At 67.8% G+C, this 21912-nt stretch carries 21 protein-coding genes and 1 pseudogene; 10 read left to right on the forward strand and 12 right to left on the reverse strand.

Annotated features, from left to right (window positions below):
* Positions 1-10: 10 nt before the first annotated feature.
* From ACFPA8_RS07985 to ACFPA8_RS08020, 8 genes are all read right to left on the reverse strand, one after another.
* Positions 11-205, reverse strand: coding sequence for a hypothetical protein (locus ACFPA8_RS07985; protein ID WP_386444359.1), 195 nt, complete (start codon positions 203-205; stop codon positions 11-13).
* On the reverse strand, positions 205-1071 hold the full coding sequence (locus tag ACFPA8_RS07990) for a phage major capsid protein (protein ID WP_386444361.1): 867 nt from the start codon (positions 1069-1071) through the stop codon (positions 205-207). The genes ACFPA8_RS07985 and ACFPA8_RS07990 overlap by 1 nt, the downstream gene beginning before the upstream one ends.
* Before the next feature lie 30 nt (positions 1072-1101).
* Positions 1102-1725: a phage scaffolding protein gene (locus ACFPA8_RS07995; protein WP_386444364.1), complete on the reverse strand. Its 624-nt coding sequence runs from the start codon at positions 1723-1725 to the stop codon at positions 1102-1104.
* 46 nt (positions 1726-1771) lie between these two features.
* Positions 1772-2674, reverse strand: coding sequence for a hypothetical protein (locus ACFPA8_RS08000; protein WP_386444367.1), 903 nt, complete (start codon positions 2672-2674; stop codon positions 1772-1774).
* Entirely contained in the window at positions 2634-4100 is a 1467-nt protein-coding gene (locus tag ACFPA8_RS08005; protein ID WP_386444725.1) for a phage portal protein, read from the reverse strand. The genes ACFPA8_RS08000 and ACFPA8_RS08005 overlap by 41 nt, the downstream gene beginning before the upstream one ends.
* A 24-nt stretch (positions 4101-4124) precedes the next feature.
* A complete protein-coding gene (locus ACFPA8_RS08010) occupies positions 4125-5735 on the reverse strand; it encodes a hypothetical protein (RefSeq protein WP_386444370.1) in 1611 nt (536 codons plus the stop codon).
* The gene (locus ACFPA8_RS08015) at positions 5722-6216 is read right to left on the reverse strand and encodes a phage terminase small subunit (RefSeq protein WP_386444373.1); all 495 of its coding nucleotides are present in this window, start codon (positions 6214-6216) and stop codon (positions 5722-5724) included. Before ACFPA8_RS08015 ends, ACFPA8_RS08010 begins: the two co-directional genes overlap by 14 nt.
* Positions 6217-6868: 652 nt before the next feature.
* On the reverse strand, positions 6869-7078 hold the full coding sequence (locus tag ACFPA8_RS08020) for a hypothetical protein (RefSeq protein WP_386444376.1): 210 nt from the start codon (positions 7076-7078) through the stop codon (positions 6869-6871).
* A 1000-nt stretch (positions 7079-8078) separates the two neighbouring features.
* Here ACFPA8_RS08020 and ACFPA8_RS08025 point away from each other — a divergent pair.
* From ACFPA8_RS08025 to ACFPA8_RS08040, 4 genes and pseudogenes are all read left to right on the forward strand, one after another.
* Positions 8079-8969: pseudogene (locus ACFPA8_RS08025) on the forward strand (YifB family Mg chelatase-like AAA ATPase); the annotation flags it as partial.
* A 59-nt stretch (positions 8970-9028) separates the two neighbouring features.
* Positions 9029-10294 carry a DNA-processing protein DprA gene (gene dprA, locus ACFPA8_RS08030; RefSeq protein WP_386444379.1) on the forward strand — a complete coding sequence of 422 codons (1266 nt, stop codon included), beginning with the start codon at positions 9029-9031 and terminating at the stop codon, positions 10292-10294.
* Positions 10295-10585: 291 nt separating this feature from the next.
* Positions 10586-11434, forward strand: coding sequence for an RNA polymerase sigma factor WhiG (whiG, locus tag ACFPA8_RS08035; RefSeq protein WP_386444382.1), 849 nt, complete (start codon positions 10586-10588; stop codon positions 11432-11434).
* 72 nt (positions 11435-11506) lie between these two features.
* Positions 11507-12046, forward strand: coding sequence for a TetR/AcrR family transcriptional regulator (locus tag ACFPA8_RS08040; protein ID WP_386444728.1), 540 nt, complete (start codon positions 11507-11509; stop codon positions 12044-12046).
* A 77-nt stretch (positions 12047-12123) separates the two neighbouring features.
* Here the strand turns inward: ACFPA8_RS08040 and ACFPA8_RS08045 are convergent, their stop codons facing one another.
* The gene (locus ACFPA8_RS08045) at positions 12124-13080 is read right to left on the reverse strand and encodes a murein hydrolase activator EnvC family protein (RefSeq protein WP_386444385.1); all 957 of its coding nucleotides are present in this window, start codon (positions 13078-13080) and stop codon (positions 12124-12126) included.
* Between the two features lie 450 nt (positions 13081-13530).
* Here ACFPA8_RS08045 and rpsB point away from each other — a divergent pair, with 450 nt between their 5' ends.
* The 5 genes from rpsB (at position 13531) to ACFPA8_RS08070 (ending at position 18374) form a co-directional block, all read left to right on the forward strand.
* Positions 13531-14436: a 30S ribosomal protein S2 gene (gene rpsB / locus ACFPA8_RS08050; RefSeq protein WP_386444388.1), complete on the forward strand. Its 906-nt coding sequence runs from the start codon at positions 13531-13533 to the stop codon at positions 14434-14436.
* 212 nt (positions 14437-14648) lie between these two features.
* A complete protein-coding gene (gene tsf / locus ACFPA8_RS08055) occupies positions 14649-15485 on the forward strand; it encodes a translation elongation factor Ts (RefSeq protein WP_386444391.1) in 837 nt (278 codons plus the stop codon).
* A 170-nt stretch (positions 15486-15655) separates the two neighbouring features.
* Positions 15656-16423, forward strand: coding sequence for a UMP kinase (gene pyrH, locus ACFPA8_RS08060; RefSeq protein ID WP_386444394.1), 768 nt, complete (start codon positions 15656-15658; stop codon positions 16421-16423).
* A 159-nt stretch (positions 16424-16582) separates the two neighbouring features.
* Positions 16583-17140, forward strand: a complete 558-nt coding sequence (gene frr, locus ACFPA8_RS08065) for a ribosome recycling factor (protein ID WP_386444397.1) — start codon at positions 16583-16585, stop codon at positions 17138-17140.
* A gap of 52 nt (positions 17141-17192) precedes the next feature.
* Positions 17193-18374, forward strand: coding sequence for a phosphatidate cytidylyltransferase (locus ACFPA8_RS08070; protein ID WP_386444400.1), 1182 nt, complete (start codon positions 17193-17195; stop codon positions 18372-18374).
* A 42-nt stretch (positions 18375-18416) separates the two neighbouring features.
* On the opposite strand, the gene ACFPA8_RS08075 is transcribed toward ACFPA8_RS08070, so the two are convergent.
* From ACFPA8_RS08075 to ACFPA8_RS08085, 3 genes are all read right to left on the reverse strand, one after another.
* Positions 18417-18935 carry an SRPBCC family protein gene (locus tag ACFPA8_RS08075; protein ID WP_386444403.1) on the reverse strand — a complete coding sequence of 173 codons (519 nt, stop codon included), beginning with the start codon at positions 18933-18935 and terminating at the stop codon, positions 18417-18419.
* On the reverse strand, positions 18932-19288 hold the full coding sequence (locus ACFPA8_RS08080) for an ArsR/SmtB family transcription factor (protein WP_386444406.1): 357 nt from the start codon (positions 19286-19288) through the stop codon (positions 18932-18934). The genes ACFPA8_RS08075 and ACFPA8_RS08080 overlap by 4 nt, the downstream gene beginning before the upstream one ends.
* 291 nt (positions 19289-19579) lie before the next feature.
* On the reverse strand, positions 19580-20287 hold the full coding sequence (locus ACFPA8_RS08085; RefSeq protein ID WP_386444409.1) for an SMODS-associated NUDIX domain-containing protein: 708 nt from the start codon (positions 20285-20287) through the stop codon (positions 19580-19582).
* Between the two features lie 271 nt (positions 20288-20558).
* Here ACFPA8_RS08085 and rlmN point away from each other — a divergent pair, with 271 nt between their 5' ends.
* Positions 20559-21665, forward strand: coding sequence for a dual-specificity RNA methyltransferase RlmN (rlmN, locus tag ACFPA8_RS08090; protein WP_386444412.1), 1107 nt, complete (start codon positions 20559-20561; stop codon positions 21663-21665).
* Positions 21666-21912 lie beyond the last annotated feature (247 nt).

Genomic DNA, 21912 nt, shown 5'->3' on the forward strand with positions numbered 1-21912 from the left:
GGTCACCTCCTTACTCGGCGGCAGGCTTGGGCTTGCGGGGGGCACGCTTACGGGGAGCGGGCTTCTTCTCGGGTTCGGCCTTGGGTTCGGGACTCTTGGCCTCGGCTACGTAGGCGTAGCCCCGGGTTCCGTCGCCCACCAGACCGGTGGCGACGTCATCCGGGACGTACGTCGGGTAGCCGTTGGGCCCCGTCACGACAGCCATTACGGAGTGGTGTCGTCCGTCCAGACGTGGACGCCGGCCGCGCGCACGACCTTGCCGCCGTAGACGTGCAGGCCGCGGAGACGGTCCGCGAACTTGTCCTGGGCGCGCATGGCCTCGGTCTTCTCGACCTGGGAGACGTAGGCGAGCGACGGGCGGTGCAGCGCCAGGGCCTGCGCCGTGGCGGTCGTCGGCAGGTTCTCCGAGACGTAGATCTCGAAGCCCAGCAGGCGGCCCACGGACGCGTCACGCAGCCCTGCGGAGCTGCCGGAGGTGTCCACGTTCATGATTCGGCTGGACGCGTCCAGCAGGACCGCCTCGAATTCGGCGTTGATGACCAGGACACGGCCGGCCTGCGGGACGTACAGCTTGTTCATGGCCTTACGCAGGTCCCGGATGACGTTCAGGGCGTCGTCACCGGAGGCCAGGGCGGAGGTGACGGTGTCCGTAAGGACCGTGGCGCCGGTCACTGCGGTGGACAGCAGGAACCGATCGGCGTCCTGCGCCAGGGCCTCACCAGCGGAGCGGGTGAACGGCTCCAGAGTGCCGGCGACCTGGACCCGGTCGATGTCGTCCACGTAGAAGTCGAAGGACTTCTCCTTATCGACGACGAGGTCCTGCGAAGAGGTCGAGATGGCCTCGGCGGCCGTGGTGCGGGGGAGCGGGGCACCAACGGTGCCGCCGTTGCCTTCGCCGATGGTGTAGTCGCGGACCGCGACGTCGGTCATGCCGGTGATCTTGACGGTGTTGCCGTGCGCGAGGTTGCCCTCATACTCGCGGTTGGCGAGCGCGACGGCGACAGTGGAGGCGTGGAAGTTCTCCATGATGGAGGCATTCCAGATCTCAGGAATGAAGTTCGTGACAGCCACGGTGGCGTGTCCTCTCAGATACGGGGTCGGTTACTGGCCGGACAGAAGGTTGTTCAGGCGTCCGTCCTTGCGGGCCTGGTCGATCTGTGCGGCGCTCATCCCGGCGAGGTCGCTGCGGGAGAGTTGGGAGGGGCCCGACGCCTTGCGCGCTGCGCCACCGTCTCCGGTGCCCTGGAATCGCCGGACCGTTGCGGCGGCGAGGTGGGGCTTGCTGGTGAGCAGGGACTCGATCGCGTCGGCGATCTCCTCTGCGTCGACGTCGCCGTTCTCGTCGACCTCGAACTTTGAGGCGTCGATGAACGCGTGCACGTCCGCCGGGTCCGCGAGCTTGCCGGTGGCAGCCGCGCGGAGCTCGGACTTCAGGATGCGGGCGTTGGCCTTGGCCGTTGCCTCGCGGGCCGCCTCGGCGCGCACGGCGTCAAGGTCGGGGGTCTCGGTGGCCGCCTTGGGGGCGGTGAGTTCGGCGAGTCTGGCTTCCAGCTCGCGTCGCTTGTCGCGTTCGGCCTTCATGCGCTCCTTCATGGAGTCGAGCGCTTTCTTGCCGGCGTCTCCGAGCTGGTCCGCACCAGCGGGGTCCGTCTCGGGGGCCTCGGGGGTCTCGGTCGGGACGTCCTCGACCGGAGCCTCGTCGGGGGTGATGTTCTCTTCGGACATGCGTGAGCCTCCATTGCGGGGGTTCGGGGTGTGCTGGGCGTTGCGCTCAGCGGAGATATCCGTTGCGGTACAGCAGGCGGATCGCTTCCTCGCGGCTCTCGGCAATCTCGTAGATCGCTTCAGGCATGAGGCGAGGGGGTTTCTTGTTCTTGCGCCGGCCGGTGCCCTGGTAGGTGGCCTGGACTTCACGGCCGTGCATCTCGATCTTCGTCATGCCCTTGCGGGCGTTGACCACGGAGGAGGTGCGTGCCCCGTCCTCGATCGCCTGGGCACCTGCCTCGCCGAACGCCTTGCGGCGCTCCGCTGGTGACATGGCGGCGACGATGTCTTCGGGATCGGGGACGACGGGGGTGTGTTTGCGGGTGACGGGCTCCATCGTGCAGTCACAGCGCGGGTGGCGTAGGAAGCCGGTGGAGGTGCCGTACTCGCGTCCCGCGAGGATGATGCAGCGGGCGCAGGAAGGGAGTTGGAGGGTGCGCACGTAGGCGCGGACCTTGCGGTTCGCGACCATCGAGACTTGGTCGGCCTGTCGGCCGGTGTCGGCGACGACCGTGCGGGTGGCCAGATCCAGGAAGGCGCCCCCGGTGGCGTGGGCCTCCGCGGAGGACCGGCCGGAGCGGAGCGCCCGTATCGCCGTTGGGATCGCCTGTGCGAGCAGGCCCATGAGGTTCCGCCCGTCCGGCGTCTGCGAGGCGAACTGCTCGGAGACGATCTCAGGGGCGTCTTCAGCGTCGGGCCCCAGCAGCTCGCGCATGAAGGTGTGCGTGCCCTGCGCGGAGTGGAGTTGACCGGCCTGGACCATGGCCGTGACCCGGGGGAGGAGTTCCCCCCAGTCACGCGCCACGGCCTCGGGACGGACCTTGGACCACTCGGCTAGGACGCTGCGGGCGACGCTGTCAGCGAGGCGTTCACGCTGCTTCTGGTGCCGCCGGGCTCGAAGGCTTGTCATCGTCGGCCTCCGTCTGCGCCTGGCGCGGGTCGTGCGCCATCATCTGCGTGAGAGCGCCCATGGGGTCTGCCTGAAGCTCGCGGTCTCGCATGGCGAGGACGTTGACGAGCTCGGCGGGGGAAAGGCCGTAGGTGAGCGCCAGGTACTCGAAGGGGAAGCCGATCTGCCGCAGCTTGAGAATGGCGTCGGCGGTCTGCGCCTGCGAGCGGGAGGCAGCGTCGGCCCACAGGACCGTGCCGCCGGAGATGGCCTTGGCCTTGGCCTCGTTGCCCTGCGCGAGGGCGATCAGGCGGTACATCTCCCGGAGGGCCTGGCCGAACCAGACCTGCTTCTCCTGAACCCTCTTCACGAGACCAGTTTCCGCGGCGATCAGAGCGTCACCGCTCAGGTTGGCCATTTTGCCGATCAAGTAGTGCTGCGGCGTCCTGGTCTGTGCGGCGATGTGGCCTACGGCAACTTCGATGATGTCCGTGTACGCGTTGAGGTTGGTCGCCGTCCACTCGTCGATACTCACGTTCTCGCCTGTGAGGTGCATGACGCGGTCGATCGCGAAGCGATCCATGTCCACGGGGCGCTCGCCCACGACTTCGCCGGCCTCGTTGAGGAGCGGGATCATGGGGCGCTCTCCGCCGAGGATGATCCGGGCGGGGAAGGCCGCGATGTCCGTGGCGGTGAAGAGCTGGCTCCACAGCAGGTTCACGGCGTCCTGCATGGCGATGACGCCCGTGACGTCGCTGATGGGGTCGTGCGTCAGGCGGGGCCGGTTGGGAAGCTCCACCATGGGGACGACCCCGAGCGGATTTGGCTGCCAGGCGTCTTCCACGGTGCGCAGCGACCAGCGGGACGCCTGCTCGGCTTCGCGTACGGCGACGGACTTGTCCGGCGTTCCCAGCGGGGCCCTCTCGAACTTGAACATCTCATCCGGCAGGTACAGCGTGGCGTACTCGACTTCACCGTCCGACCAGCGCTTGAGAGCAGCGCGGCGCTTGCGTCGGGAGCCGGGCTCGTAGAGAACGATGCACTGTGACGCGTCCTCGAACGTCACCTCGGGCGTCTGTTCGTCGTCCGGGTTGCCCCAGACCAGTACGAAGCTGCGTCCGGAGTTCACGGCGCCGAGGAAGCCAAGCTGACTGTCTGCGTCAAGGCCGTTGGCCTGCCACACGCGCCAGGACTCTTCGTCGGCCTTGTCCGCGCCTGCGGGCTGGATACCGTTGGCGGTGAGGCGTTCTACCGGGCTGTCGCTCACGATCTGCACCCAGTTGTCGGCAAAGCCCTTGTATCGGTCGGCGTGGAACTTGCGGAACTGGTCGGAGGCGTACTTAAGGGGCTGGTCGCCGCCGTAGTACGCCTCGTTCCGGTCGATGTCGGGGCGCCGATTCATCAGCTCACGTTCGAGGACGTCAACCAAGGCAAGGGCCTGCTCCATGGTGGCCACGGGGACCCCTTCCTGTCAGGTGCCGTAGTAGTAGTTCTTCTTCGCGCTCGCCTTGCCGGCGGCGATGATGTCCCCTGCGGCCTCGTGCGCGAGGATCGACGTCACGCACATGTCGATCTTCTGGCTCTGGCTGGCCTTGCGGAGGACGTACCGCTCCTGCGGACGGGCAGCAGCGCGGGCGTTCTTCACGTGCTCCGTGGTGATGGAGCACCCGTCGTGAGAGAAGGTTGTGGCGGCCTTGGCGATGTCCGTCTTCAGCCGCTCACAGGCGGCGTGCATCTGGACGACGCGGCGCGTCTGCCAGCGGATGACCTTGCGCTCGCCGTAGCGGTCCGCCCAGTTGTCGACCTCGGTCTCCCAGTACGGCGGGTCCGCGTAGAGAACGGCGACGTCGTAGCGGCGCATGAGCTCGTCAAGCGCGGCGTCCACTTCGAGGCGCGGAACCTGGCCCCCGTAGTCCGCCGGGTTCCAGATCGTCGGCAGCCGGTTGGGGCCGTAGGTCGGCGTGAACTGGTACCCCGTCATCGTCTCGGCGCGGAAGCCGGTCCAGTCGTCCAGGTCGGAACCGTCGAAGCCCAGCACGATGCGGGTACGCGGCTTGACCTCGCGGGGCGCCTCGCGGGCGTCCCACTGTGCGCCGTCTACCCAGGCGTTCGTGCCAGCGACGATGCGGTTGCCGAAGAACCGCTCCGCCTGTGACGGGTCGGTCTCCATCAGCTCCGCGGCTTCGCCCTCGATTGCGTCGAGGTCGATGTGCGTACTCCCGGCGTACACGACCGCGTGGATCTTGCGGCGCTGCGCCTTGTCCTTGTAGGAGAGGCCAGCAGGCGCCTGCGGGAAGAACTTGAAGACGTCGACGGTCTTGCTCTCGTGCGTCTTGCGGGCCGTGGAGACCTCGCTGGGGTCCCAAGGGTTTGTGGTCTCCATCGAGCGACCGCCCATGCCGGCGAGACCACGGCGCATCGTCTCAGCGACCCTGACCATCTTGTTGGTCTCGGTGTAGATGCCGGTCTCGTCCTGCAGGGCGAAGGTGATCGGGTTGCCCAGGCGGGACGTGGCGGAGGATGTGACCTTGTCAATCCGGCCCATGTCGCCAACGCGGATGAACTCCTCGCCGACGCGCATGAGATCGACCAGGGGGCCGTTCTTGATCATCGACTGGAGGGGGCGGAAGACGTTCGCAACCTGCTGCTCGGAGGTGGCCAGGAGTTGAATCAGCGGGGTCGTCTGCGGGACGGCCATCGGCTCGCCCGGCTCGTAGATGTAGCGCCACCCGCACTCGCAGCCGAACTCGGCGCAGTCGTAGAACTCACCGCCCCCGGCGAATCCGTCGAACACGGTGGGGCCAGCGGCCTCAGCGAGGGTGATGGTGGCGCCCCACGGGCCCTTGCCCGTCTTCTGCGGCATGATGATCTGGGATCGGCGATAGTGGAACGCCGTGGACTTCTGGCCGGCCTGGGCTGTGGGCTTCACGCGGTAGTGGTTCGCGGTGCACCAGAGCTGCCAGGGGTACAGTTCCATCGGCTGGCCCTGGGCGCTGCCGTCGGGGACGACGCAGTGCGCCTCAATCCAGTCGATCGTGACCCAGAGGGTCGGGAAGTCGACTACGAACTCATCGGTCGCCATCGGGGCGCACCACCTTCAGTCGGTTACGTGCCGAGGAACGGCGCGGTGCCGGGGCGGTGGACCCCCCTTCGGCGGGAGTAGCGGGCTGGGGCTGCTCGATCTTCCAGCGGTTGCGAAGCATGCCCTGCACGGACAGGCCCAGCGAGTCGAGGTACTGCCGGACGACCTTCTGCAGCTCGTTGGACGTCTTGGGCAGCTCAGCCTCAGTCAGCTTGCGGACGAACATGGCCACCTCGATCTGCTGACCAAGGCGCTCCCACATAACGGCCTGGGGGCGCGCCCACATGTCGAGCCACAGCTCTTCCTCGCGGGCGCGCATCTCGGGCTTGCCGTGCGGCAGCAGGGGCCAGGCGGGTGCGGGACCGGGGCGACCCTCGGCGGGGAGCAGCGACCAGCCGGCGGCGTCGGTCTTGCGCTCGCGGCGCAGGGCGTTGGGGTCGGGCGGGGGGCCGGAAACGGAGCGTGCTCCTCCACGGGCCATGGCGGCGGCCTCCCTTCAAGGGGCGCGAGGTAACGGTTGGGTCTCAATGGGACCCTTTGAACCCGACAGACCGGACAGAGCCCTCCCCCGCGTTCGATGTCCCCTAAGCGGAGGGGGTCCCTCCCCTGCCCCGGCCGGCCGGAGCAGCCCGCTTCGCTGCATCAGTGAAGATCAACGACCATGCTGTTGAGTGCTGATCACGAATCGAATGATCAACGATCAAGAGCATGTGATCACAGCGCAGGCACCATGGGCGCGGGCGTGGGGCGGTGCGTGCACCACTAGCACAGGTGCTAGCTACCGCGTGTGTCTCTGTGTGTACGCCGTGAGTGACACGACCAGCACAGGGCTTGCAGGTTGGTGGGGTCCAGGCCACGCGGACCATTGGGCCCGAGGCCATCCACGTGATCCACGCATGAAGAGGGGGGCCTCAAGATCCGGGGGGTGTCTGCGTGAGAAGCGTCCTCGCAGTAGGGCCGCTCCCTGCGGATGCGCACCGATAGCGTGCGCCACGCCTGGCTGCTATGCCCTCGGCTCTTGGTGGTGCGGCGCCACCGTGCCTCGGCCGCCTCAGCGTGTGCGGTGCACTTGCCGCCGGGCGTCAGCTCCGGGCAACCAGGCACACTGCAGACGGACAGTGCGCGCCGGCGGGTCACAGCGGCAGCGCAGCGGGAAGCTGCGCCTCGCAGTCCGGACAGAGACGCGATTCGATCTCGATGGGGGAGGCTACGAGCAGTGGCGTCAGGTGGTTGCACGTACCCTTGAGGAACACGGGGCCGGGATCACCGTACGTGGAGACGTCGACCCATTCCCAGCGGGGGTCCAGTTCTTCGAGATCGTCCGTGTCGTCCCACTCGTCCATGTGAATCACCCTCCCGCCACCTCAAGGTACAGCCCCAGCGCAGCGGTGATGGCGACGAGCCACAACAGCAGCGGGGAGTTCTTCTTACGCCGGCGGGGCGCAGCACGCTTGGCCATGGCCTTACCCCTTCACCAGCGGAGTCTTCACGGGAGTCTTCTCAGGAGTCTTCGGTCGCCCCTTCACCAGCGGAGTCTTCACGCCGAGAGGGGCGGGCACTGTGCGGGGACAGCGGGGCACACTGTGTAGCGTCTGCTCCGCTGGTGGAGGGGGATCAGCGGGAGTGCGCTGACAGCGAGGGTGCGCTGTGTAGCGTCTGCTCCGCTGGTGAGGTGGGGCAGCGAGGGGCGCAGCGTTCCGCTGGCTCTTTGACGCCCGACTGTACGAGCCTCGCTGTGTGGCGCCACGCTCCGGCGCTTATCTCCGGCTGCTGCGCTGTCTAGCCTCAGCGGTGGAGGCCAGCACCGCACGCTTCCCCCGTTAGGGTCGCGGCGTGCGTGGTTACAAAAACACCAGCGGGCAGAGCGACGGGGTTTTCAGTCCCGCCGGTAGGGCGTATCAGGCCCTCGGTTGCCCCACTCAAGGGGCTGCTCTGCTCCGCTGGTGAGTTGGTGTGGGCATCGCGCACCCGGCTTCCTAAAGCCGGACCATGCCCGCTGTGCGCCGGCAGGCGCGACAGACAGAGGAGAGCCCGCCCGGCTCGACCGTGGGAGAGAGGGCACGGGAGCCTGGGCGGGCTGGAGAGGGTGCGCTTCGTCCGCCTGCTAGGTGAACTGTGGTGCGGGAGCGATCTTCCCTCTACTTACTAGGGGGTGAGATTGGAAGTGGTCGAGCCGCCTGAGGGCGTCCGTCCTGCCTCGGGCGGGCCTGCAGTTTTTTCTTGCATGGGAGTAAACCCCCTTACGCGTGTAAGGGGGTTGGTACATTGCAGGTTTTTTCTTGCAGGCTTGGCGCTACCGCGCTGGGGGCTTGTCCGGGGGCGCCGTGCATCCATCGCTGTGTACCCCCCGGGGCGGGGAAGACCATGCTCGCGGAGCGGCTCCCCGGGCTGCTGCCCCCGCTGACGTCGCAGCAGTCCCTGGAGGTGACGGCGGTCCACTCCGTGGCCGGAGCGCTGCCCCCCGGACAGCCGTTGCTCACGCGCTCGCCGTACTGCGCGCCGCACCATTCCGCCACCATGGCTTCGTTGATCGGCGGCGGGTCGGGCCTGCCGCGGCCCGGCGCCGTGTCCTTGGCCCACCACGGCGTGCTCTTCGTGGACGAGGCCGCAGAGTGCAGCGGCAGGGTGCTCGATGCGATGCGGCAACCGCTTGAGTCCGGCCACGTCGTGATCGCGCGCACCTCCGGTGTGATGCGGATGCCCGCGCGTTTCCTGCTGGTGCTCGCCGCCAACCCGTGCCCCTGTGGCAGATACGGCATGAAAAGCGGGGAGTGCGAGTGCAGGCCCTCGGCCATCAGGCGTTACCAGGCGAGGCTTTCCGGCCCTCTGATGGACCGCGTCGACCTGCGCGTCCCGGTGAACCCGCTCTCCCGCTCGGAGTTGGCGGGACTGCACGGAGCCTCCGAGTCGACAGCGGTGATCGCGCAGCGCGTCCTGGCCGCGAGGGAGCGGGCAGCCGAGCGCTACGCGGAAACACCCTGGACAGCCAACAGCGACGTGCCCGGGCACGAACTGCGGACGCGGTGGCCTGCGGAACCCGGGGCGCTCGGCAAGGCCGAGGGGGAGATGGAGCGCGGGCTTCTCACCGCGCGCGGACTGGACCGCGTGCTGCGAGTCGCGTGGACCGTCGCCGACTTGGCGGGCCATGACCGTCCGACAGCCGAGGACGTCGAGTGCGCGCTGGAGCTCCGTACCGGGGTCCGGCACGGCTCGGCGCAGCCCACACGTGCGTAGGCGACGTCGGCGAACGGACGGCTTGGAGGGACCGCATGAGGTGGGAGGGGGAGAGATCTGTGTCGACCGGACACACACACGGAGACGAGGATCTCGCCGGGCATGTGCGCTCTGGGGAGGAGCGGAACGCCCACGAGCGCCGTGACTCCTGCTCCGGTGACGGCGACCGCGGCGGCGGCCGGTGGGATCGTGAGGGCCGGAACGACACCGATGACGAGGAGCGGCTGGCGCGCGTCGCCCTCACCCGGATCGTCGAACCCGGGGACGAGACGGCGGGGAGGTGGCTGCGCACCTATGGGCCGCAGGAGGTGCTCGCTGCGCTCCGGTCCGACGGGCGCCCGCTGCCGGGGGTCGGTGAACAGCGCTGGGCCGGGCTCCGCTCCCGAACGCGCCGGGCCTGCCCCGAGGGGGACTTGGCCGCCGTCGACGCCGTGGGGGGCCGCTTCCTGTGCCCCGGCGACCGGGAATGGCCGGGACAGCTGGACGCTCTGGGAGTCACCCGGCCCATCGGGCTCTTTGTGCGGGGAGCACCCTACCTGCGGTTCTGGGCGCTGCGTTCGGTCGCCGTCGTCGGAGCCCGTGCCTGTACGGAGTACGGCGTGCACGTCGCCGCGGTGCTGAGCGCCGGGCTGGCCGAACGCGGCTGGACAGTGGTCTCGGGTGCTGCCTACGGCATCGACGGGGCGGCACACCGTGGAGCTCTCGCCGCCGGCGGTGCGACCATCGGTGTGCTCGCCTGCGGCGTGGATGTGGCATACCCGCCGGGCCACGGCGAGTTGATCCGGCGTATCGGCGAACAAGGGCTGCTGCTGGCCGAGTTGCCGCCCCACGACCACCCGACGCGCAGCCGGTTCGTCCTGCGCAACCGAGTGATCGCCGCGCTGACCCGGGGGACCGTCGTCGTGGAGGCGGCACTGCGCAGCGGCTCGCTGTCGACGGCGCGGCACGCGCGGCGGCTCGGCCGGCTCGTCATGGGCGTTCCGGGGCCGGTCACTTCGGGACTCTCCGCCGGGGTCAACGAGCTCCTGCGCGAGGAGGGGTGTGTGATCACTGACGCTGCCGAAGTCATCGAACTCGTCGGAAGCATCGGAGAGCTGGCGCCCGCAAGACGGGGACCGTCGGTGCCCCGCGACGTATTGCCCGGAGAGGCCGCGCTCGTACTCGACGCACTGCCCGGCCGCGGCGCGGCCGACTCCACACAGGTGGCACAGACGGCCGGCATCACCCCCGAGGCCGTGCTGGTGCGGCTCAAGGAGCTGTGCGCGCTCGGCTTTGTCGAACGTATGGGCAGTCGCTGGAAGTTGAGTCGTCCGGGGCTTCCCTAGAGCTGGCACCCCATCGAGTGATGAGGCGGTCCTTGACCTGCGGCTATCGAATGAAAGGGTGATCCGTATGGTCTTGTTCCGCTTCGCCCGCCTTTCAGGGTCGGTGTCTGACGCTGTCGCCGGAGTAACTCCCCGGTGCGGGGAGCGGAACGTATCTGCGCATCCTGAAGCGCGCGCTCATCGCATATTGCGACCGTGCGGTCACGCTACGCTCACACATTCCAAGGAAGAGGCACCAGGTCACGCTGCTTCTGCGTGACGACCACTCAGCAGAACGGCTCAAGGCGACGAATGCCCCAGCACATCCCCGGGCCTGACCGGGCGGCCACCGCCGAAGCCGCACCGGCCACAGCCGAGAACACCGGGCCCGGCGCCGATCACAGTCCGCTCCACGAGCTGTGGCGGTCGTACAAGGCCACGGGAGACGAAGCACTGCGGGAACAGCTGATCCTGCACTACTCCCCGCTCGTCAAATACGTGGCGGGGCGTGTGAGCGTCGGCCTGCCTCCCAACGTGGAGCAGGCGGATTTCGTCTCCTCGGGTGTCTTCGGCCTCATCGACGCCATCGAGAAGTTCGACCCTGAGCGTTCCATCAAGTTCGAGACGTACGCGATCACCCGCATCCGCGGCGCCATGATCGACGAACTCCGTGCCCTGGACTGGATTCCCCGCTCGGTGAGGCAGAAGGCACGCGCCGTCGAGCGCGCCTACGCCTCGCTGGAGGCGACCCTGCGCCGCAGCCCCTCGGAGTCCGAGGTCGCAGCGGAGATGGGCATTCCCCTGGAGGAACTGCACGGCGTCTTCAGCCAGTTGTCGTTGGCGAACGTCGTCGCCCTGGAGGAACTCCTGCACGTCGGCGGTGAAGGCGGCGCAGGGCTCAGCCTGATGGACACGCTGGAGGACACAGCTGCCGACAACCCCGTCGAGGTCGCCGAGGGACGTGAACTGCGCCAGCTGCTCGCCCGTGCCATCAACACCCTTCCGGACCGCGAGAAGACGGTGGTCACCCTCTACTACTACGAGGGGCTCACCCTGGCCGAGATCGGACAGGTGCTGGGCGTCACCGAGAGCCGTGTGAGCCAGATCCACACCAAGTCGGTGCTCCAGCTTCGGGCAAAGCTGGCCGACGTCGGTCGCTGAACCGGGACCTCCGTCCGTAAGGTGGTGGGCGTGCCCAGGATTCGAGCGGCCTCCGTGGCCGAGCACCGGACCATGCAGCGCGGCGCCCTGCTGGACGCTGCCCGCGCCCTGTTGTCCGAAGGCGGTACGGAAGCGCTGACGTTCCCCGCCCTCGCGCAGCGCACCGGACTTGCGCGCTCCTCGGTCTACGAGTACTTCCGCTCCCGGGCCGCAGTCGTCGAGGAACTCTGCGCTGCCGACTTCCCGGTCTGGGCAGCAGAAGTCGAATCGGCGATGGCGGAGAAGGAGCCGCCCGAAGAGAAGATCGAAGCGTATGTACGGACACAGTTGGCGCTCGTCTCCGACCGCCGCCACCGGGCTGTGGTCGCGATCTCGGCCGGTGAACTGGACGCGGGTGCCAGGGAGCGGATCCGCGCTGCTCACGGCGGTCTGATCGCCATGGTCGTCGAGGCTCTCGGAACGCTCGGTCACGAGCAGCCGCGGCTGACCGCCATGCTGCTCCAAGGAGTCGTCGACGCAGCGGTCCGGCGCATCGAACTCGGCGCGGCAGAGGACCCCCAGCAGATCACCGAGACGGCAGTCGCCATGGCGCTGAGCGGGGTCCGCGGCTGATCTGCCGGCAACGGCCGGACGCAGCGCACCTGCACGTGACCCGCAAGCTGCCCCGCGGCGTGCCCGTAGTGCCGATGTCAGGGAGGGCGCTTCGACGAGCCCGCCCGGCACGCTCGGCTCAGGCGCCGACGGGCCAGCAGTGCCGCCCCTGCCAGCGCCAGAGTCAGGACGACCCCGCCGGCGCCGACCGGACCGGCCACGGCTGAGGTGTTCACCGCCTCCGCCCGGTTCGGTCCAGTCGGCGTGCCCCCGGTGGTCTCAGAAGTTCCGTTCCGGCTGTGGCGGTCGGGCGTCGCGGCACGGCCGCCGGGTACGGGCGTCCCGTAGAAGGGGAGCAGCCTCGACGGGCCGTTGTGCAGCAGGCCGGGCGGCAGCAGCGAGAGCGGGTCGAGGTAACGCTCGTCCCGTCGAGCGCCCCAGTGGAGGCAGCCGTCGTGACAGTGGGAGGCGTTCTCCGCGACGGTCGCCACGACTTGACCGGCCCGCACCTTCTCGCCCTCGCGTACCGAAGCGCGCACCGGCTCGTAGGTGGTGCGGACAGGCGGATCACCGGTACCCGACAGTTCGATCGACAGCACTCCGCGCCCGGCGACTGTGCCCGAGAAGGAGACCCGCCCGTCACCGACCGAGCGAACGGGCCGGCCTCGTCCTGCTGCGAGATCCACACCGCGGTGCCCGGAGGCCCAGGGTGAGGGCGGCGGCTCCCAGGCACGCTTCACCTCCGGCCTGGTACTCGCCGTGCCCGGCTTCCCCGACACTGGCCAGACGCGTTCGCCCCGCCGAGCGGTGCCACCGCTTCCCGGCTGCCGGACGGGGCGCTGCGCGGTACGGCTTCGTTCGTCCTCGTACGGCGAGGTCCTGACCTGCTTTCCTTGGCGGACCGGCTCCGCCCACGCCTGCCGGGCGTCCGTCGCCGAAGCGCCGATCAAGACCGCGACCGCCACGGACGCCACGAAGAGACGGAGCCGTCCGAGCGCGCCGTCACGGACCGAGTTCGCGCCGTCCTTGCACCAGCACCACCACCCCGCTGTCATCCGCCCCACTCCCTCGGGCTCGCTCACCGTCTGCGGAGCCGACGGCGGGCAACCGCGGCCCTCGCCGAGTCCGAGTGCAGACGATCGCGCATTGTGACCAAGCGAGGGGAGGAAGCCCGATTTCTGTGGACAACCTGGAAGTTGTGGACGGTGCGCTCACTCGTTGGAGGGGTGGCGCTGCCGATACAGGAGGGGCGCCGTCCCGCCCGTCGCGCAGGCGCCCGATCGAGGGAGCAGGGCGCCTCACCGGTCCCGTACACTTCTGGTGGCGGCCCGGACCAACGGGCTGACTTCGCACGCCTCGCCACTCTCAGCGGTGGCAGCGCGACTCGGTCCCTGAAGGGCCTTCTCACAGGGCTTCTTCCGGGCACAGCGCGACAGAGGCGTCAGGCAAGCGATGGCCGTCCCGGCCGTCGCTGACGACAACCGAGTAAACCGAGGAGAACGGCCATGGCCGTCGTCACGATGCGGGAGCTGCTGGAGAGCGGCGTCCACTTCGGGCACCAGACCCGCCGCTGGAACCCGAAGATGAAGCGCTTCATCTTCACCGAGCGCAACGGCATTTACATCATCGACCTGCTCCAGTCGCTGTCGTACATCGACCGCGCCTACGAGTTCGTCAAGGAGACCGTCGCACACGGCGGCTCCATCATGTTCGTCGGCACCAAGAAGCAGGCCCAGGAGGCCATCGCCGAGCAGGCCACCCGCGTGGGCATGCCCTACGTGAACCAGCGCTGGCTCGGCGGCATGCTGACGAACTTCTCGACCGTCTACAAGCGGCTGCAGCGGCTGAAGGAACTGGAGCAGATCGACTTCGAGGATGTGGCCGCCTCCGGCCTCACCAAGAAGGAGCTTCTGGTCCTCTCCCGCGAGAAGGCGAAGCTGGAGAAGACTCTCGGCGGTATCCGCGAGATGCAGAAGGTGCCCAGCGCCGTCTGGATCGTGGACACCAAGAAGGAGCACATCGCGGTCGGCGAGGCCCGGAAGCTCAACATTCCGGTCGTCGCGATCCTGGACACCAACTGCGACCCGGACGAGGTCGACTACAAGATCCCGGGCAACGACGACGCGATCCGCTCCGTCACCCTGCTCACCCGTGTGATCGCCGACGCCGCCGCCGAGGGCCTCATCGCCCGTTCCGGCGCCGCCGAGGCGGCCAAGGGCGGCGACAAGGCCGCCGAGCCGCTGGCCGAGTGGGAGCGCGAGCTCCTCGAGGGTGAGAAGGGCGAGAAGGCTGAGGCCCCGGCGAAGGACGCCGAGGCTCCGGCCGAGGACAAGGCCGCCGACTCCGAGGCCAAGGCCGAGGAGAAGCCGGCGGAGGAATCCGCCGAGCCGAAGGCTGCCGAGCAGGCTTGACCCTCGCGGGGTGGCGGCGAAGCAAGCCTTCGCCGCCACCCACGTGCACCAGCCTCAACGGCCTCATGAGGAGAGACGCACAGCCTGCGACTCCGCCTCGCCCACACCACAGGGTGGAGGCGTCTCATCCGGCCGGCTCAGACCTCAAGACGGACGAGCCCCGCGACTGCGCCGAGCGCGGCACGGGGCCTGGTCACAGAAGGAAACCCAGTATGGCGAACTACACCGCCGCCGACGTCAAGAAGCTCCGGGAGCTCACCGGCGCCGGCATGATGGACTGCAAGAAGGCGCTGGACGAGGCCGAAGGCAGCGTCGACAAGGCCGTTGAGATCCTGCGCGTCAAGGGCCAGAAGGGCGTCGCCAAGCGTGAGAGCCGCACCGCTTCGAACGGTGCCGTCGTGGCCCGCCTCGCGGACGACAACACCTCCGGCGTGCTCCTCGAGCTGAAGTGCGAGACCGACTTCGTGGCGAAGGGCGAGAAGTTCCTCGCCGTCGCGGAGGCCGTCGCCGCCCACGTCGCCGCCACCTCCCCGGCCGACACCCCGGCGCTGCTCGCCTCGGAGATCGAGCCGGGCAAGACCGTGCAGGCGTACGTCGACGAGGCCAACGCCAACCTCGGCGAGAAGATCGTCCTGGACCGCTTCGCCCAGTTCTTTGGCGACTTCGTCGCCTCCTACCTGCACCGCACCAGCCCGGACCTGCCCCCGCAGGTGGGCGTCCTGGTGCAGCTGGACAAGGAGAACGCGGAGATCGCCAAGGACGTCGCGCAGCACATCGCCGCCTTCGCCCCCAAGTTCCTCTCCCGCGAGGACATCCCGGCCGACACGGTGGAGAACGAGCGCCGCATCGCCGAGGAGACCGCGCGCGAGGAGGGCAAGCCCGAGCAGGCGCTGCCCAAGATCGTCGAGGGCCGGGTCAACGGGTTCTTCAAGGAGAACTCCCTGCTCGACCAGCCCTTCGCGAAGGACAACAAGAAGAGCGTCCAGAAGGTTCTGGACGAAGCCGGGGTCACGCTGAAGCACTTCGCCCGCTTCCGCGTCGGCGCCTGACGCCCCCACCTTCAAATGCATGCCGGTCGCACGGACCACTGGACCACGTATCCGGCACGCGCCCGCTAAGGTCGGGAACAGGGCAGTTGTGACGAGGAGGCCATTGCCGCATCGAGGACCGCGAGGATCCGACGGCAGTGGCCTCCTTCGTATGTGCACGAGGAGAACGCATGGGTAAGGACAGCGGCAGCAACGGCACAGGCAGGGGCCGAGACGGCCGAAAACGTTTCCTGCTGAAGCTTTCCGGCGAGGCGTTCGCCGGCGGCGGGGGGCTGGGTGTCGACCCCGACGTCGTGCACAAGATGGCGCACGAGATCGCATCGGTCGTACGCGACGGCGCCGAGCTCGCCGTCGTCATCGGTGGCGGCAACTTCTTCCGCGGCGCCGAGCTGCAGCAGCGGGGCATGGACCGTGCCCGGTCCGACTACATGGGCATGCTCGGTACGGTCATGAACTGCCTCGCCCTGCAGGACTTCCTGGAGAAGGAAGGCATCGACTCCCGCGTCCAGACGGCCATCACCATGGGCCAGGTCGCGGAGCCGTACATCCCGCTGCGCGCGGTGCGGCACTTGGAGAAGGGCCGGGTCGTCATCTTCGGCGCCGGCATGGGCATGCCCTACTTCTCGACGGACACGACCGCCGCTCAGCGCGCGCTGGAGATCCACGCCGAGGCGTTGCTGATGGGTAAGAACGGCGTCGACGGTGTCTACGACTCCGACCCGGCGAAGAACCCCGATGCGGTGAAGTTCGACGCCCTCGAGTACGGCGAAGTCATCACCCGCGATCTGAAGGTCGCCGACGCCACGGCCGTCACCCTCTGCCGTGACAACAAACTGCCGATCCTCGTCTTCGAGCTTCTCGCCGAGGGCAATATCGCGAGGGCCGTGAAGGGTGAGAAGATCGGCACCCTGGTGAGCAACCAGGGTACGAGGGGCTGACGTTCGCCCCCGGCGGGCTGCGTTGCATACTCGGCGTCCTCGGCAACTCGGCGCCGTCGCAACGGTCCTGTACGGGGATGGACAACTGCCTGCCGGTCGGACACCGTGCAGGAAACAGGGCTGTTCCGCAGAGCTCATTCACCGAATCAGGAGCACGTGGTGATCGAAGAGACCCTCCTCGAGGCCGAGGAGAAGATGGAGAAGGCGGTCGTGGTCGCCAAGGAGGACTTCGCGGCGATCCGCACCGGCCGGGCCCACCCGGCGATGTTCAACAAGATCGTGGCCGAGTACTACGGCGCGATGACCCCGATCAACCAGCTCGCGTCGTTCTCGGTGCCGGAGCCGCGGATGGCGGTGGTCACCCCGTTCGACAAGAGCTCCCTGCGCAACATCGAGCAGGCGATCCGTGACTCGGACCTGGGCGTCAACCCGTCGAACGACGGCAATATCATCCGGGTGACGTTCCCGGAGCTGACAGAGGAACGCCGCAAGGAGTACATCAAGGTCGCCAAGAACAAGGGCGAGGACGCGAAGATCTCGATCCGCAGCGTCCGGCGCAAGGCCAAGGAGTCCATCGACAAGGCCATCAAGGACGGCGACGTCGGTGAGGACGAGGGCCGCCGTGCGGAGAAGGAACTCGACGACACCACCGCCAAGTACGTGACGCAGGTGGACGAGCTGCTCAAGCACAAGGAAGCCGAGCTGCTCGAGGTCTGAACGTCACCCGCTGGTGTTTCCGTGATCCGTCCGAGGTCTGAGGCTGCAATCTGTGAACGACTCATCCTGGGGAGCCCCGCCGCCCCGCGCAGGATTCCGGGGAGCACCCGGTCAGGGAAGCGTCCCGGGCGCCGTTCCGGGAGGTGCCTTTCCGCGCGGCGCGGGTGAAGCTCCCGCGCACGAGAGCGGTGTGTCGCAGACTCGGCCCATGCCCATCGTCTCCGACCCGGGTGGTCACGGCAGCGGTCACGGCCACGGCAGATCCGGCTCAGGCGGTTCCCACGGCTCCGGCGGAGCCGGCGGGTCCGCGTCGTCCTCCGGCGGTTCCGGCGGCTCCGCCGGCGACAGCAGGGATCCGTACGGTCAACGGCCCGCTTCGGAGTCCTCCGACCCGGGCCCTGCCCCGAGGGGAGGCAAGAAGCGCGCGGGCCGTGATCTGCGTGCCGCCATAGGAGTCGGCGTCAGCCTGGGCGTCGTCATCCTCGCCTCCCTCTTCTTCTACAAGCCGGTGTTCCTCGGCGTCATCGTCGTCGCTGTCGTCGTAGGCCTGTGGGAGCTCACCTCGCGGCTCACCGAGCGCAAGGAGATCCGGGCCCCGCTGGTGCCACTCGCGGTGGGCGGCGCCGCGATGGTCATTGCCGGCTACGTACGGGGCCCGGAGGGCGCGTGGATCGCCATGGCCCTCACTTCCCTCGCGGTGCTCGTCTGGCGCATGACGGAGTCGCCGCACGAATACCTGCGGGATGTGACCGCAGCCGTCTTCGCCACCTTCTACGTGCCGTTCCTGGCCACGTTCGTCGCGCTGATGCTCGCCGCCGACGACGGGCCGTGGCGTGTGCTCACCTTCCTGCTGCTGACGGTCGTCAGCGACACGGGGGCGTACGCGGTGGGGTGGCGTTTCGGCACGCACAAGCTCGCCCCCAGCATCAGCCCCGGCAAGACCAGGGAAGGGCTGGGCGGAGCCATCGCCTTCGCCATGGCGGCGGGGGCACTGTGCATGCAGTTCCTGATCGAGGACGGCAGTTGGTGGCAGGGCCTGCTGCTCGGGCTGGTGGTCGCCGTCAGCGCCACACTGGGCGACCTCGGCGAGTCCATGATGAAGCGCGACCTGGGCATCAAGGACATGGGCACGCTGCTGCCGGGCCACGGCGGCATCATGGACCGCCTGGACTCTCTGCTGCCGACGGCACCGGTCGTGTGGCTGCTGTTCGTGGTCTTCGTCGGCAACGGCTGACGTGGTGCCCGAAGGGCCTTGGCCGGTGCTCCCTCGGGCCGGTCACTCCGGCGCGTGGTCTGCCGCCTCCTTCGCCAGTGCGTCGTAGTAGCCCTTCATTCCCGGGTAGTAGTCGTCGAACTCCGGCATCGGCTCGGCGCGTACTGCTGCGGTGAGCCGGTCGAGGTAGTACTCCCAGCCAGGGCCCGTCTCGCCGACTCCGGACGTATCGGTGAGGTGCTGCACGAAGCGAAGGTGCGTGACGCCTTCCCGCTCGGTGAGCTGTGCCTCCAGGTGCCATGTGCCGTACTCGTCGACCGCCGACACCGAGAGATGATAGGGCGGCTCGCACGCCTCGATCTTCATCTGCATCTCCGGGCTTCCCTCTTCGGCGGCCATCGTGACGCTGATCGTCCGTCCCGCACCCGGACTGCCGGCCCAGGGGCCGAACCACCGTGCTGTGCGTTCGGATTCGGTGAGCGAGTCCCAGACGTCGGTGATCGGTGCCTGGAAAGTGCGGGTCAGGACGAGGTCGGGGCCGGTTTCGGTGCGATCGAGGGCACCGTTGGGCTTCGGCGTCATGCGGGCTTCTCCTTGGATTCGTCGAGCGGACTCATCCGTCTCGTCCGCTCTCTCCGGGTGCGGTGAACTTCCGTCTCGAGCGCGTCGAAACGCTGCTCCCAGCGGTTTGCGAACTGATCGAGCCAGCGACTGAGCTCGATCAGCGGTGTGGGGTCGATGCTGTAGACCCGCTCACGGCCACGCTCCTCGGCGACGACGAGACCCGCCTCGCGGAGCACTCGGAGATGCCGGCTCACAGCGGGGCGGCTGACGGTGAAGTGCTCCGTGATCTCGCTGACGGTGCGCGGCCGTGCGTGCAGCAGCACGAGGATCTCCTGCCGGACCGGGTCTGCCAGAGCAGCGGGGGCTCTCATGGTGAAAGGGTAACCGATCGGTTACCTATTTCCCAGGGGCAACTGCTGGACGGCGAAAAGCTCGATCAGACTCGAGAGCCTGAGGACTCAACTGACAAGAGGGGAGGCGGCGGCGGGGTCGGTCGGCGCTGCCGCTATAAGCAGCCACCTCGGGGTGAGTCTCGAAGACCAAGGGCTCACTTCGGGCTATTGCGGGCAGGCGAGGTGCTGCCCGAGTCGCAGCAAGCTTACGAGCCCCTGCTCTCCCTCACCCCGAGGCAGTTCCAGCTCAAGGCCGTTCCGTCGCCTTTGCTACAAGATCCGCAAGCTGTGGGCTGCAATTTCAATGGTCTGAGGCTGTCCAGGTATTGCACCTCGGCGTTTGATCTGATGCGAGGGGACCCATGCAACATCTGGATTCGTGGTCGCCATCAATTCACGAAGTGCTCTTTCTTGCTGTTGATTGGGGACAAGCTCGTATATGTCCGCGACCAGGATTTCCAGCGACTCGGCCCACTCGCTGTATCGAATTGAGTCCACATCACGTCTGAGGTAGTTGTGCATGATGTGGGGAAAGTCGTGGGCAGGCAGGATTTCAGTTGCAAGCAGCTCCTCCTGAAATTCACGCCAGGGAGAATCTTCACGGCCTGACCTGGATTCGAACCAGCGGAAGAATTGACCGAGTCGCTTTCCTGGTACGTGCACACGAAGGTCCCCGTAGCTCACAGCATCAAGGGGGATCAGATCGTCATCGGTTACGCCCATTTCGGACAGAACTGCGCTGCCTTGCGGGGAGACCTTGTGGACACCGCCTACAGGCTGGAAGTGATTTCGATACCGTGAGCCACGGATCAAGAGATACTTTCCATCCAGGTAGATCTTGAACAAGTATGCGGTGGATACTCTGATGGATCTGTTTCTGTAGCGCAGTGAATACCACAGGATTCTTAAGCTGCCCCAATTCTGGGCAATCTCGTCGGCGACCGGCACGAGGAGTCCTACGCTCAGGCCGGCGGTCATGTTGACGACTGTGGAATTTGTTATGAAGAAGCTTGCGACTCCTGCTGAGACGGCCATGAATGCGTAAATGGCAAGTCGTAGCAAAATCACTCCTACCGAGGTAGTGGAACTCGTGGATCTTGAGGAGTTGACGGCTGACCCGAGTGGGTTCCGAATTGGATCGCGCTAATCGTACGAGGTGGACCATCGTCGACAGTCGGCGACGGTGGCTGACTGCCTCGGACCTCTCTGACCAGGGGCACCCAAGTGGATCTGCGACACTGGTGAAGTTATGCCTGCACCCGGAGAACTCACCTTCGTCGCGCCCCGCGGAGCCGCCAGGCCGCCGCGGCATCTTGCCGATCTCGCCCCCGAGGAGCGTCGCGCGGCGGTCGCCGAGATGGGCGAGAAGCCCTTCCGCGCCAAGCAGCTCTCGCAGCACTACTTCTCGCGGCTTGCCCACGACCCCGCCGAGTGGACGGACATTCCCGCCGGTGCCCGCGGCAGGCTGGCCGCGGAGCTGCTGCCCGATCTGATGAAGGTCGTCCGCCACGTGAGCTGCGACGACGACACCACCCGCAAGACGCTGTGGAAGCTGCACGACGGCACTCTCGTCGAGTCCGTGCTGATGCGCTATCCGGACCGGGTCACCATGTGCATCAGTTCGCAGGCCGGCTGCGGCATGAACTGCCCGTTCTGTGCGACCGGACAGGCGGGGCTCGACCGCAATCTGTCGACGGCCGAGATCGTGCATCAGATCGTGGACGGTGTACGGGCTCTGCGCGACGGTGAGGTTCCGGGCGGCCCGGCGCGGCTGTCCAACATCGTCTTCATGGGCATGGGCGAGCCGCTGGCCAACTACAAGCGTGTGGTCGGTGCGATCAAGCGCCTGACCGACCCGGAGCCCGACGGTCTCGGACTGTCGCAGCGCGGCATCACCGTCTCGACGGTGGGTCTGGTCCCGGCGATGCTGCGCTTCGCTGACGAAGGCTTCAAATGCCGTCTCGCCGTTTCGCTGCACGCGCCGGACGACGAACTGCGCGACACCCTGGTGCCCGTCAACACACGGTGGAAGGTCCGTGAAGTGCTGGACGCGGCGTGGGAGTACGCTGCCAAGTCCGCTCGGCGCGTGTCCATCGAGTATGCGCTGATCAAGGACATCAACGACCAGGCGTGGCGCGCCGATCTGCTCGGCCGCTTGCTCAAGGGCAAGCCCGTGCACGTCAACCTCATCCCGCTCAACCCCACACCGGGCTCCAAGTGGACGGCGTCGCGTCCTGAGGACGAAGCCGCGTTCGTACGGGCGCTGGAGGTACACGGGGTGCCGGTGACCGTGCGGGACACCCGGGGGCAGGAGATCGACGGAGCGTGCGGACAGTTGGCCGCCACGGAGCGCTGAAGGACGCATCTGCCCGCCAGATCCCGCGACGGTGGGAAGCGGTGACGGCGGGCGCGCCGACGTCCGGTCAGGGTCCGACTGGTAGCCTGCGGAAGGTCTTGTCGTAGGCATATCAACCGCCGACAGGATTCAGATCAACAACAGCCGACAGGGGAGCGCGTACAGCGCTGAGAGTGCGGACGCACGTACGAAGACGTGCAGCCGCAGACCCTCGAACCTCGCCCGGGTCATGCCGGGTAGGAAGTCG

It is taken from the genome of Streptomyces ovatisporus (assembly GCF_042653885.1).
In the GTDB taxonomy this organism is placed as follows: domain Bacteria; phylum Actinomycetota; class Actinomycetes; order Streptomycetales; family Streptomycetaceae; genus Streptomyces; species Streptomyces ovatisporus.

Coding starts and splice junctions, on each gene's coding strand:
- ACFPA8_RS07985 (WP_386444359.1), bottom strand. CDS start 205: ATGGCTGTCGTGACGGGGCCCAACGGCTACCCGACGTACGTCCCGGAT.
- ACFPA8_RS07995 (WP_386444364.1), bottom strand. CDS start 1,725: ATGTCCGAAGAGAACATCACCCCCGACGAGGCTCCGGTCGAGGACGTC.
- ACFPA8_RS08000 (WP_386444367.1), bottom strand. CDS start 2,674: ATGACAAGCCTTCGAGCCCGGCGGCACCAGAAGCAGCGTGAACGCCTC.
- ACFPA8_RS08005 (WP_386444725.1), bottom strand. CDS start 4,100: ATGGAGCAGGCCCTTGCCTTGGTTGACGTCCTCGAACGTGAGCTGATG.
- ACFPA8_RS08010 (WP_386444370.1), bottom strand. CDS start 5,735: ATGGCGACCGATGAGTTCGTAGTCGACTTCCCGACCCTCTGGGTCACG.
- ACFPA8_RS08015 (WP_386444373.1), bottom strand. CDS start 6,216: ATGGCCCGTGGAGGAGCACGCTCCGTTTCCGGCCCCCCGCCCGACCCC.
- ACFPA8_RS08020 (WP_386444376.1), bottom strand. CDS start 7,078: ATGGACGAGTGGGACGACACGGACGATCTCGAAGAACTGGACCCCCGC.
- whiG (WP_386444382.1), top strand. CDS start 10,586: ATGCCCCAGCACATCCCCGGGCCTGACCGGGCGGCCACCGCCGAAGCC.
- ACFPA8_RS08040 (WP_386444728.1), top strand. CDS start 11,507: ATGCAGCGCGGCGCCCTGCTGGACGCTGCCCGCGCCCTGTTGTCCGAA.
- ACFPA8_RS08045 (WP_386444385.1), bottom strand. CDS start 13,080: ATGACAGCGGGGTGGTGGTGCTGGTGCAAGGACGGCGCGAACTCGGTC.
- rpsB (WP_386444388.1), top strand. CDS start 13,531: ATGGCCGTCGTCACGATGCGGGAGCTGCTGGAGAGCGGCGTCCACTTC.
- tsf (WP_386444391.1), top strand. CDS start 14,649: ATGGCGAACTACACCGCCGCCGACGTCAAGAAGCTCCGGGAGCTCACC.
- pyrH (WP_386444394.1), top strand. CDS start 15,656: ATGGGTAAGGACAGCGGCAGCAACGGCACAGGCAGGGGCCGAGACGGC.
- ACFPA8_RS08075 (WP_386444403.1), bottom strand. CDS start 18,935: ATGACGCCGAAGCCCAACGGTGCCCTCGATCGCACCGAAACCGGCCCC.
- ACFPA8_RS08080 (WP_386444406.1), bottom strand. CDS start 19,288: ATGAGAGCCCCCGCTGCTCTGGCAGACCCGGTCCGGCAGGAGATCCTC.
- ACFPA8_RS08085 (WP_386444409.1), bottom strand. CDS start 20,287: ATGACCGCCGGCCTGAGCGTAGGACTCCTCGTGCCGGTCGCCGACGAG.
- rlmN (WP_386444412.1), top strand. CDS start 20,559: ATGCCTGCACCCGGAGAACTCACCTTCGTCGCGCCCCGCGGAGCCGCC.